The following is a 15,796-nucleotide window of genomic DNA, read 5'->3' on the forward strand; positions in this document are numbered from 1 at the left end:
TCAACAATATAAAAAGTGTAGGAAAAAATATTCCCTACACTTTTACTTTTAAACTATTTATTGTTGTACTGTAATTGTTTGTGGTGTTACGGATACTTTAAATCCATCTTTACTAGATACATCCGCAGATATTGTGTACGTACCGTTTGGAACATCTGCTTCTGGCGTCCACTTCAAGTGAATTTCACTTTCGTTTTGTACATCTAGTGAATCAATTACTTTACCGTTTTCATCTTTAATATAAATTTTCCAATTTACATTGTTATTTGCAAAAGCGTTGATTCCTGCTGGCGTTTTTGAATTTACATTTTTATTTGGATATACACTGAAGTAACTAACAAGCATTTCTTCATTAATATAAGAAGGATCTCCCCATACTGAATAACTCTGGTTTAGTGCATAGTCTGCTCCTAATACTACTACGCTCTTTGGTTCTTCTTTTACTAGAGTAGATGTTTCACCTTGGTTTAATGGCTTGTATTTGCCGTTATACCAAACGATTGCACCATTATAACCACTTCCGACATCATCCGCTTTGAACGAGATTTCGTATTGTCCATCTTTAGGCGTTACTTTTATATCTGAAACAACTGGAGCAACTGAGTCAATATGCAATGGAAGTTTTACGATTTGTGGCTTCGCACCTTTATAATCAAGCGTTGTTTTGATTACATAGTTATAAACGCCATCCTTCACTACTTGTCCATTTTGGTCTTTTAAATCCCAACCATATCCAGTATTCAAATAGTCTCTATAAGACATAATGTTTTTACGGAATTTCCATGGCTTACCAGTATATTCACTAAAATCACCTAAGTATTGAAGTAATTCTCCTTTATCATTTTCTACGTACATTTCTGTTTTAGCTAAGTTACGAAGTACTGTAAATGATGCGTATACTTGTTTCAATGGAGTGTTAGGTGACATGACAATTCGATCCATGTTAAATCTTCCTGTTCTTGGATCATATCCTAATGGGAATACCCCTTCTGCTCCAATTTCATCATTCCAAAGTGTAGTATAACCTAAGAATGCATCTTTCTCATATGCTGCTGGATCAATATTTGTTGGTTGATCCCATTTACCGTAATACCCCATGTAAGGAACTGTTAACGGTACTGCAGCGTCACTATTTTTCCCTGAAGGAACTAGACGTACGTATCCTTCAACAAATGAACCATCTTTTAAGCTTGATGGAAGTTGAATCTGAACATCTAGATTTTTTTCTTGTCCTGGTTTAATTTTTAATGTCTTTCCTTCTGTACTTGTTACTTTTTCGCCATTTACAGTTGCAATTGCACCATTGATTCGCTCACTTTTTAGTGTTAAATATTCTTTTGAATCCAATGTTCCATCATTATCAAGGTCAAATTCTTTTGTTTCTCTACCATCTGTATATACATCTACATATACTTGATATTCCAAATCTTTTACCTTCACATTTTGAAGAGCTTCTGCATTTAATTTGAAGTGAATATTTTTGTTAACTTCTTTTAATGCAACTGCTCCGGCTTGTTCAAGTGGAGTTTTCTCTCTTGTCACAAGTACAGGTGTTTTAATTGCATTTTGAATTTGCATTAAACCAGATCCTTGTATACGTGGAGAATACGGCACTTCATTATTCGTACTAGGATCCTGTACTAGTTTGGCAGTGTTCATTAAAGCAATTTTCGTTTTTAAAGCTGTACTTTCTGAATGCTTTAATCCTTTTTCATAAAGAGATTGTAAAACTAATGCCGAACCACCAGCAACATGTGGAGATGCCATTGATGTACCGCTCATAACCTCATAACCATTCCCTGGTACAGTAGAGTAAATATTACCCCCTGGTGCTGAAATTTCAGGTTTAAAGTCTAAAGTATGTGGTGCTCCATAAGATGAAAAATATGACATCGTATTCTTATCTGGGTTATCAACATATACCCCTTTAGATGGTTTCATTTTTACAATATAACCACTTTTTAACTTAGAAATTAAAGAGTTTCCAATCGCTCTGCTTGTTGTAGCTCCTTCTACACTAAGATAAGGACTAAAATAAACTAATGGATAGTCAATATCTTCATCAGCAGGAACAAGAATGATCGCTTTTGCGTTCTTCTTTTTCGCTTCTGATTGAATATAAGAGTAAGTAGCATACTTTACATTTGGTTTTGCTACTACAATTTTCCCACTTAAATCTGGAAGATTTTTAAAATCGGCAGTTTTACCTTCTCCTACAAAAACCAATTCATAAGATTCAAGCGGTGATAAGACTTTTGATAAATTAAAGTTAAATTGTGTTTGATCTTGATATGGAAGTTGTAATCCATTTTCTTCTTGTAACGTACTCATATGTATACTTGAATTTTCATATGAAGCTACAGATAATGCAAAAGGACTTACACCTGGTTCTCCAACTGTCCCAATATCCGGATTTTCAGCATATGGTTTTAAAGAAGATTGTAGCAAATTATTTTGTGTACTATAAGCAGAGTTTCCACCAGCTACAACTACAAGCGTACCTTGCTCAGTCGCTTCACGGATCACTTTTTGAATCGGATCATCAACTTCACTAACAAAACCTGAATCAGTTCCTAAACTCATATTAATAACATCAGCACCCATTGTTACCGCATGCTCAATCCCTGCAATGATGTCATCCTCATACGCCCCATTTGCTGTATCAGAGAATACTTTTTCTGCTAGTAACTGTACGCCTGGAGCAATGCCTTCTACACCATCATTAGCTTCATCACCGTTTGCACCTATTGTACCTGATACGTGCATACCATGTTCATTTCCTGAACCATGTGGAATGACATCTGTATCATGGTCCGCCCAGTCATAACCAGTTGGAACTTTGTCACTATACCAAACATCTCCTACACTTGTTTCATCTAGTTTACTTTTAATATTTTCTTGATTCCATTTTTGTTTTGCTTTACCTTTTTTGGTGATTGTCATGTCCTTATGCGTATAGTCAATACCTGTATCGACCACCGCTACTAACAATCCCTCACCTTCGTATCCGTAACTTTGCCAAACTTTTTGAGCTTGTACTAATTCTTTACTTGCCCCCATTGAAGGTTGGAATTTTCTTGCAATATGCACATTCGTTACACCTTGTGTTTGTTGAATATCTTTTAAGTTACGATATTCTGTCTCCAAACTAAAACCATTAAAGCCCTCATAGAAGCGTTGTTTAATTTTAGGTACGGATCTTTCCTTTGAAATCCTTGAGATAACTTGATCTTGCTTTTCTTTAAAACGTGCCTTTTTAGTTTGATTAGAATCATCAGAAGTTGCTGGTTGCTCTACCTCAACGATTACACGTACTTTTTCATTTGGTTTATAAGCATGAGCATTATTTAAATTTTCGTAGCCAAATGGGTCTTCAGCCTTATTTGCACTTTGTTTTTGTTCTTCAGCAAAAATCTTTTGACCCTGCTTTGCAATCTCTTCTAAACTTGGAGCCGGTACTTGATTTTCATTTGTTCCTTCCGCAAATCCAGTTGATGTAAATAACATTGAAGCTAAAGTTGTCGTTGCAAGGACTTTGTAAGGAAAGCTCTTTCTCTTTTTCATCTTTAATCTCCTCTATAGTAAACTTTAATGTTTTGAATCTATTAAAAATAAAAAATAGATTCAGCCTAACTGATTTAATTAATTACTACTATTTATTTTAATTACGTTCACCCTATAAAGATATTGGGTTATTAAACCAGACTTTTGACATATTCGATTTGGAGAAGATTGGAAGTATTCGAGTAGAAAAAAAGGGGATTTTGAAATATTCAGTCGAAGAAGTTCGAAAATAATTTATTCACTTAGGGAATTTGTATTAATTAAGTTGAGACAATTTGAGTTTATATTTGTTTGATTTAGATAAAAGAAGCATTCTTGTCATTTATGACCGAGGTTTATTTTTTTTGAATAGGTAAAAATATTGTATTTAAAATTAGTCTGAATAATCTGTCTTTACTATACTTACGACAAATTTCTACTTTTTTCAACTACTGGACAGTGGAATGTTTGTTTAGTTACTCTAAAATGAAGCATTTTTTAACCTTATAATAAAATCAGAATTTTCCATACAATTTTCAAATCTTAGTTTGTTAAATTACCTTTTTTTGGATAGAATGGATTTGTAGGCTTTTAAAGTCTTAAATACATAACATTAGGAGTGAAAAAATGCCAATTGATGTTTATTTAAATTTTAATGGTAATACACGTGAAGCAGTTGAATTCTACGCGGCTGTATTTAACACAGAAATACCTAAGATTATGACTTTCGGTGAAGCACCACAAAATCCGGATTACCCACTACCTGAAGAAGCGAAAAATTTAGTTATGCATACTAGACTGAACATTAACGGTAGTAACGTTATGTTCTCTGATACTTTCCCTGGTTCCCCGTTTAAACAAGGCAATAATATCCATCTATCTTTTTTAAGTGAGGACTTAGAAGAACTTAGATCTGTCTTTACGAAATTAAGTGATGGCGGTCAGGTAGAAATGGAACTTCAAGAAACATTTTGGAGTAAAGCTTATGGAAGCCTAACAGATAAATTCGGCATTCATTGGATGTTTAATCACGGTACTGGTGATTTTTAATTTATAGATAAAAAAGGAAATGAATCCTTCTTTAATAGGGTTCATTTCCTTTTTTTAATTTAACTCCTTAAGATGAACTACAATCTCTTCTACTCTTTCTTACTTAAGACAATCAGCTTGCTCCATTTATCTATATTTCTTTTCATTCAGAATATTTACTATATAATAAGATATATTTCTAGTTCTCTAAAAGCAGGTGAAATTATATGCAAATACTATTAAAACGATTATCACAAAATAGAGAAAAACTTAGCCAGCTTGAAAAACAAGTATTGGATTATATTTTACAAAATACCGATTATATTACGAAGCAAAATCTTGATGAATTATCAAAAGAGCTTTATGTATCTACAGCAACAATTAGTAGAACATGCCAGCAATTAGGTTTTCGTGGGTTTCAAGATTTAAAATATACTCTTTCAAAGGAAACGAATAAACTTCAAAAACCAGTTTCTTCAACCTCCTATCTTCTTAAAACCCATATTGAGAGAATGAAAGTAGAAATGGAAAAAACATTGGATTATATTGATGAAGAAAAGATTAAGTTAGCTGCTAATTATCTAAAACATAGTACACATGTTGAACTATTCGGAGTTGGCAACTCACTTCCCACTTGTGTTGACGCTTCTAGAAAACTCATGTTTGCAGGAAAGTTATGTAATGCGCGAACTGATTGGGACGAGTTACGTAGTGCTGCAAATAGTTTAACAGAAAATGATTTAGCCATATTAGTTTCATATAGTGGGGAGACTTTACATATGTTAGAATTTGCCCATATTTTAAAGAAAAGGAACGTCAAATCGATTGCCATAACTGGAAGCCACTCAAATCGTTTACAAAATGAAGTAAGTTTATCTCTTCAAGCTTATATTACAAATACTTACTTTGGTGAACTTGATATGACCTCAAGATTTCCATTAAGTATGGTACTAGATTTCATTATTATTGCCTATTTAAACGAAATGAAAATATGGTAGTTAATCAAAAAGAGACGCCAAATTGTTAATGATTGGACCACAACTGTCTCTTTTTATTTATGAACTTATTAATCTACTTAATGTAAGCAATATACAAAAAATGTACACGCTTACATTAACACCTCAAATGGTTGTTAAACGATTTTGCCGTTAGTATTCTTAAGACATAATAAAAAACGAAGGAGCTAAACACATGGCAAAGAAGAAGTCCGTTAAATCAAAGCTTTGGGAGTTTTTTCAAGGGCTAGGTAAAACCTTTATGGTGCCTGTCGCATTATTAGCCTTTATGGGACTTATATTAGGGATCGGAAGTTCATTTACTAGTCCGACAACAATTGAGACTTTCCCATTTTTAGGAAACTCTGTACTTCAGATTATTTTTAGCTTTATGTCCACTATTGGTGGTTTTGCATTTTCATACTTACCAGTTTTATTTGCAATGGCAATTCCGTTTGGACTTGTACGATATGAAAAGGGCGTCGCTGCTTTCTCTGGATTTGTTGGTTACGTCATCATGCACTTATCGATTAATTTTTATTTAACAGAAACAAACCAATTAGTAGCGGCAGATAAAATGCGCCAAGCTGGTCAAGGTATGGTTATGGGTATACAAACCATTGAAATGGGTGTATTAGGCGGAATCATCGCCGGTATAGTTGTCTATTTATTACATAACCGCTTTTATAGTATTAAACTTCCAGATGCATTCGCATTTTTTGGAGGTGCCCGCTTTGTTCCAATCATAACGACACTTGCATTATCAGTTATTGGGATTATTATTCCGATGATCTGGCCAATTTTCGCAATAGCCATTACAGGAATCGGAAGTTTAATTCAAAAATCTGGCGTTTTCGGACCATTTTTATTCGGTGCCGGTGAACGTTTACTACTCCCCTTTGGTCTTCACCATATTTTAGTTGCAATGATACGATTCACAGAAGCAGGTGGTACTGAAATCGTTAACGGTCAAACGGTATCAGGCGCTCTAAATATTTTCTATGCACAATTAAAAGCTGGTGCTCCGATCAGTCCATCAGCGACAGCTTTCTTATCTCAAGGAAAAATGCCTACATTCATGTTTGGTTTACCAGCAGTAGCACTTGCGATTTATCATACTGCTCGTCCAGAAAATCGTAATAAAATTAAAGGGCTATTAATTTCTGGTGTTATTGCCACTTTTGTAACCGGTATCACTGAACCAATCGAATTCTTATTCTTGTTTATTTCTCCACCTTTATATTTCATTCACGTTATTTTAACAGGACTAGGTTTTATGTTAATGGCTTTATTACATTTAACAATTGGTAACACAGACGGTGGAATATTAGACTTTGTTATCTTTGGCGTTTTACAAGGAGTTAAAACAAAATGGTATCTCGTACCTATAGTAGGAGCAATTTGGTTTATCGTTTACTATTCAGTTTTCAGATATGCAATTTTGAAATTCAACTTAAAAACTCCTGGTAGAGAAGAAAAAAATGATGATCAACAAAGTGAGGAACCAGTGATTAAAGGCACAAATGCACAAGCATTAAAAATTCTTACTGCTTTAGGTGGGAAAGAGAACATCCAATCACTAGATAACTGCATTACAAGATTAAGACTTGTTGTAGATAATATGAATATTATTAATGAAAAAGTTCTAAAGGATTGTGGTGCACTTGGTGTTGTGAAATTAGACGAACATAATTTACAAGTCGTTATTGGTCCACAAGTTGGAGTTCTTAAAACACAATTAGAAAAATTATCATCTTAAATAAATTGGGGTTGTACGAAATGATATACAAATTTGATCAAATAGTTGATCGGACCGGTACGTATTGTACACAGTGGGACTATATTGAAGATCGGTTTGGGGTGCCAGATTTACTACCATTCTCGATTTCAGATACTGACTTCAAAAGTCCAGATGAAATAATTCATGCATTAGAACAGCGAATGAAACACGGTATATTTGGCTATACGCGATGGAATCATCTTGAATTTAAAAAATCAATTATAGAATGGTTTCGTAATCGATTCTCTTGCGAAATAAAAGAAGATTGGATTGTTTATAGTCCTAGTGTCATTTATTCTATCTCAAAAATAATTGAATACATGACTAGTGTTGGAGATCATGTCGTAATCCAAACTCCTGCATATGATGCTTTCTTTAAAGTAATTCAAGATAACAATCGTTTTATTTCTGAAAATCAATTACTTTATGAAAATGGTAAATATCGAATCGATTTTGATGATTTAGAACAAAAACTATCTCACGAGCGTGCCAAGATCCTTCTACTGTGTAGCCCGCATAATCCTACTGGTCGTGTTTGGACAATGCATGAATTAGAAAGGCTTGTAGATTTATGTAATAAACATAATGTATTTATCATTTCTGATGAAATTCATATGGATATCGTATTTGAACCTAATTTCCATATTCCAGTTATAAACACAAGCATCAATTTGGAGAATGTATGTATTTGTACTTCTGCAAGTAAAACGTTTAATATTCCTGGGTTAGGTGGATCTTATCTAATTTTACCAAACAAAAAGATTAATAAAGAGTTTCTTCTATCTCTAAAAAATCGCGATGGCCTTTCATCTGCAAGCATCTTTGGAACACTAGCGACGATCGAAGCCTATAAAACCTGTGAGAACTGGGTTGATGAATTGGCTGAATATACTTTTGATAATTTAAAAACAGTAGAAAATTATCTTAACAATCATCTTCCAAAACTTAAATTTACATTACCAGAATCAACATACTTAGCATGGATTGATATTTCAGGGCTGCCTTATTCTAGTGAGCAATTACAACATGCACTTGTTCATCACGCAAAAGTAGCCATTATGCCCGGTGAGACATATGGTGATGCTGGAAAAGGATTTATCCGTATGAATATCGGATGTCCTAAATCTAAGATTATAGAAGGATTAAATCGTCTAAAAAAAGCAGTTGATTACTTAGAATGTAATAACTAGTTAATTTAAAAAAGCATTGGAATCCAACATATCCCAATGCTTTTTTAATTCTATGTTATAACTTAAATTCAATGCTCTCCAAATATAATCCACCAGGATCTGCAAGATTACTCACCTGAGCACGATCTTTTACCTCAATTATTTTCGGTATATTTTCTGCATGTAATCTACCTGCACCAACTTCAATCAGTGTTCCTACGATTTTTCTTACCATATTATAAAGGAAACCATTTCCACTTATTCTTATTTGAATAAATCCGTCTATCTTTTCAAAATCAATCGAGTAGATTTCTCGTACCATCGACTTCTTTTTAGATTTAGCATTTGAAAATGCTGTAAAATCATGTTCCCCTAAAAAGTACTTGGCTGCAGCTTGCATATTTTTTAGATTTAGTTTCTCTTCTACATGCATACTATATTTGCGCATAAATGGATTCGTATATTCCTCATTCCAAATTTTATAAATATACGTCTTTGCACTAGTATTATATCTTGAATGGAAACGGTCAGATTCAATCGAAACTTCCTTTATACTAATATCTTTAGGTAAATAACGATTTAAATAACTTTTAATTTCTTTTTCAGGCATATTCTCTTTTATTTTAAAATTAGCAACTTGTTCAAATGCGTGTACACCTGCATCCGTTCGACTACTTCCAATAATTTCAATTTCTCTTCCTACCATTTCAGATAGTACGTTTTCGATTTTACCTTGAATTGTATTTTCTCCATTACCAAGTCTTTGCCAGCCTTTATAACGGCCCCCATCATATTGAATGACTAATTTATAATTGTTCATCTCTTGCTCCTTTATCTAACTCTATGTATGTACATTTTTGCCTTTTTAAGTTTAAGATATTAAAATCTTTTGTACTTCCTGCTCTTAACACTTTACCACTTTTTTATTACATATCCTATTTTTAGCCCATTTGAGCTAAGTTCATAACTTTTTTCACATTTTCACAAACTACTCAAAGACGATATAGTTGAAATGAGTCATTTTACATTATACTAATAGTAACAATTTCGAGGGAGTTTGACATGGTACTTGATGAGTTGGCATTAAAGATCATTAATGAAGTTAGAAAGTTAATACAAGAAGATATTATTATTATTAATACAGATGGCATCATTATAGCTAGTACAGACCCAGCACGAACTGGTACATTTCATGAAGGCTCATTGATTGCAATTAATGAAAGAAAAACGTTTACGATCACATCTGATGATGAAAATCGTTTAAAAGGTGTGAAGTCTGGCATTAATCTTCCTATTTATTTTCAAAATGAAATAGTCGGAGTAATTGGCATTACAGGAAATCCCGAACAAATTTCACCTTTTGGAGAAATGCTTCGTAGGATGACAGAATTATTAATTAGAGAAAACTATTATACAGATCAAATTGATTTGCAACAAAGAACTTTAGAAGCATTTGTATTTGATTGGATTCAAGGTATTGAGTGGGATGATTATTTTTATGAACGTTCTACTATGCTAAATATTGATTTAAATTCTATTAGGCAGGTTATTATTTTCGAATGGGAAAATACAAATATGCTCCCTGTCGATACAAGACAACTAATAATCGATTTAGCGAATCGAAATAATGATGACGTATTTGTCCGCTGGGGCAATAATCGAATTGTATTTTTGATGAAAATAGATAATACGAATAAAGATATTCATAAACTACAAAGAATTCAAGATTTATATGAAACGATAAAAAGTCGATTAAACTCACCTATTGCTGTAGGAGTTGGGCAACAAATCACTCCAAAACAATTACATCAATCATATCATCAAGCGGATCGAGCTTTAAAAGTTGCATTAAAAACAAGTTCAATTATATTTGATGAAGATTTAACAATTGATTTAATTCTGCAGGAACTTTCACAAGAAATTAAGAAAACATTTATAGAACGGACAATTGCACCTTTATTAAGTGAAGAGGATTTATTTATTACAATGAAAGAGTATTTAAATCAAAATCAATCTCTTAAAAATACCGCACAATCTTTACATATTCATATAAACACACTTCTGTATCGCCTCGGTAAAATTACTGAATTAACGAAATTGAATCCTAAAGACATCCAAGATTTGGTTAAATTGTATATTGGAACATACCTACTAGATGAATCTACAAAAAAACACCGATAAATGGTGTTTTTTCTGTATGTTCCTCTATAGTAAATTCATCTATTAACTCTTTATACTTGAATTAAGATAATGGGGGGAATTTATTTATGATTACAAATGACATTGCTCAACGTTTTATAGCAATTGTTGGAAAAGAAAATTATGATGATTCAAAAGTGGAGAGACTCGTATACTCTTACGATGCTACACCAAATTTGCAATCTCTTCCGGATGCAGTCATTAGTCCTCGTTCTACTAAAGAAGTATCCGAAATCGTTAAAATCTGTAACGAAAACCATATTCCAATCGTTCCTAGAGGATCTGGAACGAATTTATGCGGTGGTACTTGTCCAACAAATGGCGGAATCGTGATCTTATTTAAACACTTAAACAATATTCTTGAAATAGATGAAGAAAACTTAACCATTACAGTTCAGCCTGGTGTTGTGACTCTAGATATGATTAATACAATCGAAGAAAAAGGCTTATTTTATCCGCCCGATCCAAGCTCAATGAAAATTTCTACAATTGGTGGAAATATTAATGAAAATTCAGGTGGCTTACGTGGTTTAAAATATGGTGTAACACGTGACTATGTCATTGCTCTTGAAATCGTATTAGCAAACGGAGACATTATTCGAACTGGTGGAAAGCTAGCAAAAGATGTCGCAGGATATGATTTTACACGTCTATTTGTTGGTTCGGAAGGCACTTTAGGGATTATTACCGAGGCTACATTAAAGCTTATTCCAATGCCAGAAACAAAAAAAACAATGCTTGCATTATATGATAGCTTGGAAGACGCAGCCAAGACGGTTTCTAAAATTATCGCTAATAAAATTATTCCAACATCCCTTGAATTTATGGATCAACCTACTCTAGAAGTTGTTGAAAACTTTGCCCAAATTGGTCTACCGACCGATGTAAAAGCTGTCTTATTAATTGAACAAGATGGTCCTAGTGAAGTCGTAAACAGAGATATCGAATTAATAAAATCCATTTGCCAGCAAGAAAAATGTATTTCAGTTAGCGTAGCTAAGTCTGAAGAAGAAGCAGTAGCATTACGTACGGCTAGACGCTCTGCTCTTTCGGCTCTTGCACAATTAAGACCAACAACAATTTTAGAAGATGCGACTGTCCCTCGTTCTAAAATTGCTGAGATGGTCACTGCAATTAATGTGATCGCAGAAAAACATAATGTAAAAATTTGTACATTTGGTCATGCAGGCGATGGAAATCTTCACCCTACTTGTCCTACCGATGCTCGTGACCACGAAGAAATGGAACGAGTTGAAATGGCATTTGCAGAGATATTTGTAAAAGCCATTGAACTAGGTGGTACAATTACAGGTGAACACGGTGTTGGAATCGTAAAAGCTCCTTACCTTGAACTAAAGCTTGGTAAAGAAGGGATTAACGCAATGCTTGCTGTCAAATCAGCTTTAGATCCGAATCATATTATGAACCCAGGTAAGGTCTTTGCTAAAGATAGCCGTAAAAGAATGGTGGTGTCAAAATGACAACACTTCAAGAACAACAAACAATCGGTCAACAATTTAAAGAGCGTATGAACGAAGACGAACTATTAAACTGTATGCGATGCGGATTTTGTTTACCAAGCTGTCCAACTTATATTGAATCAGGTCAAAAAGAATCGCACTCACCTCGTGGTCGCATCGCTTTAATGAAAGCAGTAACGGATGGATTAATCGAACCAGATGAAGATGTTGAACGCACACTTGAGCTTTGTCTTGGTTGTCGTGCATGTGAGCCTGTTTGCCCTTCTGGTGTAAAATACGGTCATTTATTAGAAGAAGCTAGAGATATTATTGCTCAACATAAAAAACATTCACTTCCTGCACGAGCTGTTCGTAAAGTTGTATTTAAAGAACTTTTCCCGCATCAAAACCGAATGAGACTAGCTGTTGGTTTATTAGGTTTATATCAACGAACAGGCCTTCAAGTCGTAGCAAGAAAAGCTGGTATTATGAAGTTGATTCCAAACAATCTGTCTGCAATGGAAAAGGTTTTACCAAAGGTCCCGTCAATGAAACAAATGAAATCACGTCCTGACTATTTGCCACCATTAAACGAAAAAGTAAAGAAGGTCGCATTTTTCTCTGGATGTCTAATGGATACAATGTTCTTAGAAACAAACAATGCAACGATGAAACTTTTACAATTAGCTGGTTGTGAAATTGTCATTCCAAAAGACCAGGCATGTTGTGGGGCATTACATGGTCATAGTGGTGAAAAGTCAATTGCAAAAGATATGGCTAAGAAAAACATCGAGGCCTTCGAAAATCTCGGAGTCGATTATATCATTACAAATGCAGGAGGCTGTGGTGGTTTCCTAATTGATTATGACCATCTTCTTAAAGATGATCCAAATTGGAAAGATCGAGCTCTTGCGTTTAAAAATAAACTAAAAGATATATCAGAAATTCTAGTAGAAGTTGAGTTTCATAATAAAGTAAAATTAAGTTTACCAGAACAAATTATTACGTATCAGGATTCATGTCATTTAAGAAATGTCATGAAAACCGCTTCTGCTCCAAGAACATTATTAAAGTCAATTCAAAATGTATACTATCACGAAATGAAAGATGCAGATCGTTGCTGTGGCTCAGCTGGCATTTATAACATCGTCGAATCCGAAATGTCGATGCAAATACTAGATTACAAGATGAAGCAAGCAACAAAAACACAAGCTACTACTATTGTAACTGCTAACCCTGGATGCTTATTACAAATGAAACTAGGTGTAGACCGAGAAAATCAATCAGAACATGTGGAAGTTGTACACATAGTCGATTTACTTTTAAAAGCTGCTGAATATAAAGCAAACTAATGATAAAAAAACACAAGGAACTTAATCCTTGTGTTTTTTACTGTCTTACTATGAACCCTTGGCCCAATAAGGAAACACCATAAATTATCGACTATTCACTTCATGAGCTGTTCTAATACCGGCTTCGATTGCACCTTGCATCCAGCCTGGTGTAGTAGATGAATGAGAACCAGCAAAATGAATTCTTCCCTCTGGTGTACTAATATACTGACCTAATTCCTTAATTTGGTCTGGTTTAAACATGACAAACGCTCCCCCAGAATAAGGGAATTCATTCCAATCTTGCGAATAACCTATTAAAAATTCCGAAAACACTTCATTTCCAAATATATACGATAAATCGTTCAAAGCAATTTTTATCCGTTCTGCTTGTGTCATATGATTCCAAATACTTGAATCATCTTCCCATGTGTAACTCGCTAACATAATCCCTGTATCTACTGAATCTTCAGGGTTATGACTAGGAAAATATGAAAACTTAATAGGTAGGTCAGTAGTTAATTTGCCACCCCATAATCCATATTTCTCCCAAAATCTAGATTTAAATTGAAGAGCTATTTTAGTTGAGTTTGCATAATGGATCTTTCTAATAACTTTCCGTTTTTCATATGAAATAGACTCAAATGGTAGTAAATCTACAAAATTTAATAAAGAAAAAGGAATCGTTGAAATAACATAGTCACTAGTAAGTTGATGCTCTGTATTAAGGATTTGATTTTCAGTATAGATTGTTACGTTTGATTCATTTTGAATAATTTTTTTAACTCTTTGATTCGTAATAATATCGTCTTTAAGTTGAGGTAAAAATCCATTAATAAGATGGTCTGTTCCACCGGTAATTTCATAAAGCTTTAAATCTTTTGAGATAAGGATTAAAACTTCCCTTAATATTGCCGTAAATGCAAGTTCCGGAAACCCTTCTAATCCAACTATGGTTTCAACGTAATTAATAGCTTCAGTTGATAACGAAACTCCAACAGGGTTATATTTTAAAAAATTTGCCATTGAATAATGATCATACAAATTAATAACGGTTTCCCAATTTTTTTCAGGATCTTGATTAATAAAATCAACAACAGGACCTACTGCTAATAAGAGTAACTCTAATGCAGTTTTCCCTTTTTCACTTGGTAAGACTTTAAAGTTTAATAGGTCTGGATTAGCCTTTAAATTCTGCTCATTAGTTAATACGTTATTAATGAAAATAAGATCATTAGGCGTACTATTAATAAATTCATTAACTTTCAAATTAAACTTTTTTATATATTCAATTACTAAATGGTGAAATGAGGGGATACGCATAGCTCCGAGGTCTATATACTGATTATTTATAAAAGGCTCTCTTTTTGTGTAAATCCTCCCCCCTATTCTGTTATTTGCTTCTATAATCGTAACCTTATGTCCCGCATCTTTTAAAAGTGAAGCAGCAACCAGACCAGAGATTCCTGAACCAATTATGGTTACATGTTTTGGTAAACTAGTTTTTGGTAGTCCATTTTGAATTATGTGTATCATTTGCTCCATTGAAAGTATTAATTTTTGAATCAATGACATCACCTCATCTTGATTTAAATAACCAATAGTTAATTATTATTCTTTTACAAGTTGATGTAGAATTTAAGAAAGACCCACAAATTAATATTGAAATAGCAAAATTAATTCTTAATTAATATCAATTAAGAAACTAAAGTTTAACTAACTACCCAGTGCTATTATTAAAAAGTTTTGATTTAAGGCTTCTAGACATTGCTTAAAAAAATAAAAAGCACAAGGAATATTGATTTTCCTTGTGCTTCATGCTGTTAAAAAAAAGAATTAGTCAATTAAATTATTGGAATATCTAATCATTGATACATAAGTTGTGTCTCAGATTTCCACTACAGGTTGCTCGCTTTCCATGGGGCGAGACCTGAGCCTCCTCGGCGTTGCCTTGCGGGGTCTCAGCCTTCCCGCATATCCCATAGGAGTCGAGCAACCTTTCGTTCCAATCAAGTTCTTTATAAAAATAATAATCTTAAAAACCTTGGAATATTCAATTTAATGAATTACACTTATTCTTCAACATCGAATTGAAACCAATGGTGACGACTTATGACAACTTTACAAATATAGATTTAAAAAAAGAAAATATTCTTATTTTTGACAGTTAGTTAAAACATTTATATTCCATCCAATAGCACTGGTTTATCAATAAGATGACAATAAAATAATAAATATACTATTTTTACATGAAATTCAATTAATGTTCGTATTGACTAATATATTTAAA

Annotated in this window: 10 protein-coding genes; 7 read left to right on the plus strand and 3 right to left on the minus strand. The window is 33.4% G+C overall.

Going from position 1 to position 15,796, the window contains the following annotated elements; genetic code table 11:
- Positions 1-57: 57 nt before the first annotated feature.
- Positions 58-3,564, minus strand: a complete 3,507-nt coding sequence (locus ACSBO6_RS18160; RefSeq protein WP_498843760.1) for a S8 family serine peptidase — start codon at positions 3,562-3,564, stop codon at positions 58-60.
- Between the two features lie 606 nt (positions 3,565-4,170).
- On the opposite strand from ACSBO6_RS18160, the gene ACSBO6_RS18165 reads away from it, so the two are divergent.
- The 4 genes from ACSBO6_RS18165 (at position 4,171) to ACSBO6_RS18180 (ending at position 8,537) form a co-directional block, all read left to right on the plus strand.
- Positions 4,171-4,593, plus strand: a complete 423-nt coding sequence (locus tag ACSBO6_RS18165) for a VOC family protein (RefSeq protein WP_098845163.1) — start codon at positions 4,171-4,173, stop codon at positions 4,591-4,593.
- Positions 4,594-4,799: 206 nt separating this feature from the next.
- The gene (locus tag ACSBO6_RS18170) at positions 4,800-5,570 is read left to right on the plus strand and encodes a MurR/RpiR family transcriptional regulator (protein ID WP_098845162.1); all 771 of its coding nucleotides are present in this window, start codon (positions 4,800-4,802) and stop codon (positions 5,568-5,570) included.
- Positions 5,571-5,763: 193 nt separating this feature from the next.
- A complete protein-coding gene (gene malX / locus ACSBO6_RS18175) occupies positions 5,764-7,326 on the plus strand; it encodes a maltose/glucose-specific PTS transporter subunit IIBC (RefSeq protein WP_498843761.1) in 1,563 nt (520 codons plus the stop codon).
- Between the two features lie 20 nt (positions 7,327-7,346).
- The gene (locus ACSBO6_RS18180; RefSeq protein WP_098845160.1) at positions 7,347-8,537 is read left to right on the plus strand and encodes a MalY/PatB family protein; all 1,191 of its coding nucleotides are present in this window, start codon (positions 7,347-7,349) and stop codon (positions 8,535-8,537) included.
- A gap of 55 nt (positions 8,538-8,592) precedes the next feature.
- On the opposite strand, the gene truA is transcribed toward ACSBO6_RS18180, so the two are convergent.
- Complete coding sequence (gene truA / locus ACSBO6_RS18185; protein WP_098845159.1) at positions 8,593-9,336, minus strand: tRNA pseudouridine(38-40) synthase TruA; 744 nt, start codon at positions 9,334-9,336, stop codon at positions 8,593-8,595.
- A 242-nt stretch (positions 9,337-9,578) separates the two neighbouring features.
- On the opposite strand from truA, the gene ACSBO6_RS18190 reads away from it, so the two are divergent.
- From ACSBO6_RS18190 to ACSBO6_RS18200, 3 genes are all read left to right on the plus strand, one after another.
- Positions 9,579-10,697: a CdaR family transcriptional regulator gene (locus ACSBO6_RS18190; RefSeq protein WP_498843762.1), complete on the plus strand. Its 1,119-nt coding sequence runs from the start codon at positions 9,579-9,581 to the stop codon at positions 10,695-10,697.
- Positions 10,698-10,783: 86 nt separating this feature from the next.
- Entirely contained in the window at positions 10,784-12,196 is a 1,413-nt protein-coding gene (gene glcD / locus ACSBO6_RS18195; RefSeq protein WP_498843763.1) for a glycolate oxidase subunit GlcD, read from the plus strand.
- Positions 12,193-13,527: a (Fe-S)-binding protein gene (locus ACSBO6_RS18200; RefSeq protein WP_498843764.1), complete on the plus strand. Its 1,335-nt coding sequence runs from the start codon at positions 12,193-12,195 to the stop codon at positions 13,525-13,527. Before glcD ends, ACSBO6_RS18200 begins: the two co-directional genes overlap by 4 nt.
- An 84-nt stretch (positions 13,528-13,611) precedes the next feature.
- Here ACSBO6_RS18200 and ACSBO6_RS18205 read toward each other — a convergent pair whose 3' ends face one another.
- The gene (locus tag ACSBO6_RS18205; RefSeq protein ID WP_498843765.1) at positions 13,612-15,075 is read right to left on the minus strand and encodes a flavin monoamine oxidase family protein; all 1,464 of its coding nucleotides are present in this window, start codon (positions 15,073-15,075) and stop codon (positions 13,612-13,614) included.
- Positions 15,076-15,796 lie beyond the last annotated feature (721 nt).

The sequence above is a fragment of the Bacillus sp. AL-1R genome, assembly GCF_052180195.1.
GTDB lineage: Bacteria > Bacillota > Bacilli > Bacillales > Bacillaceae_G > Gottfriedia.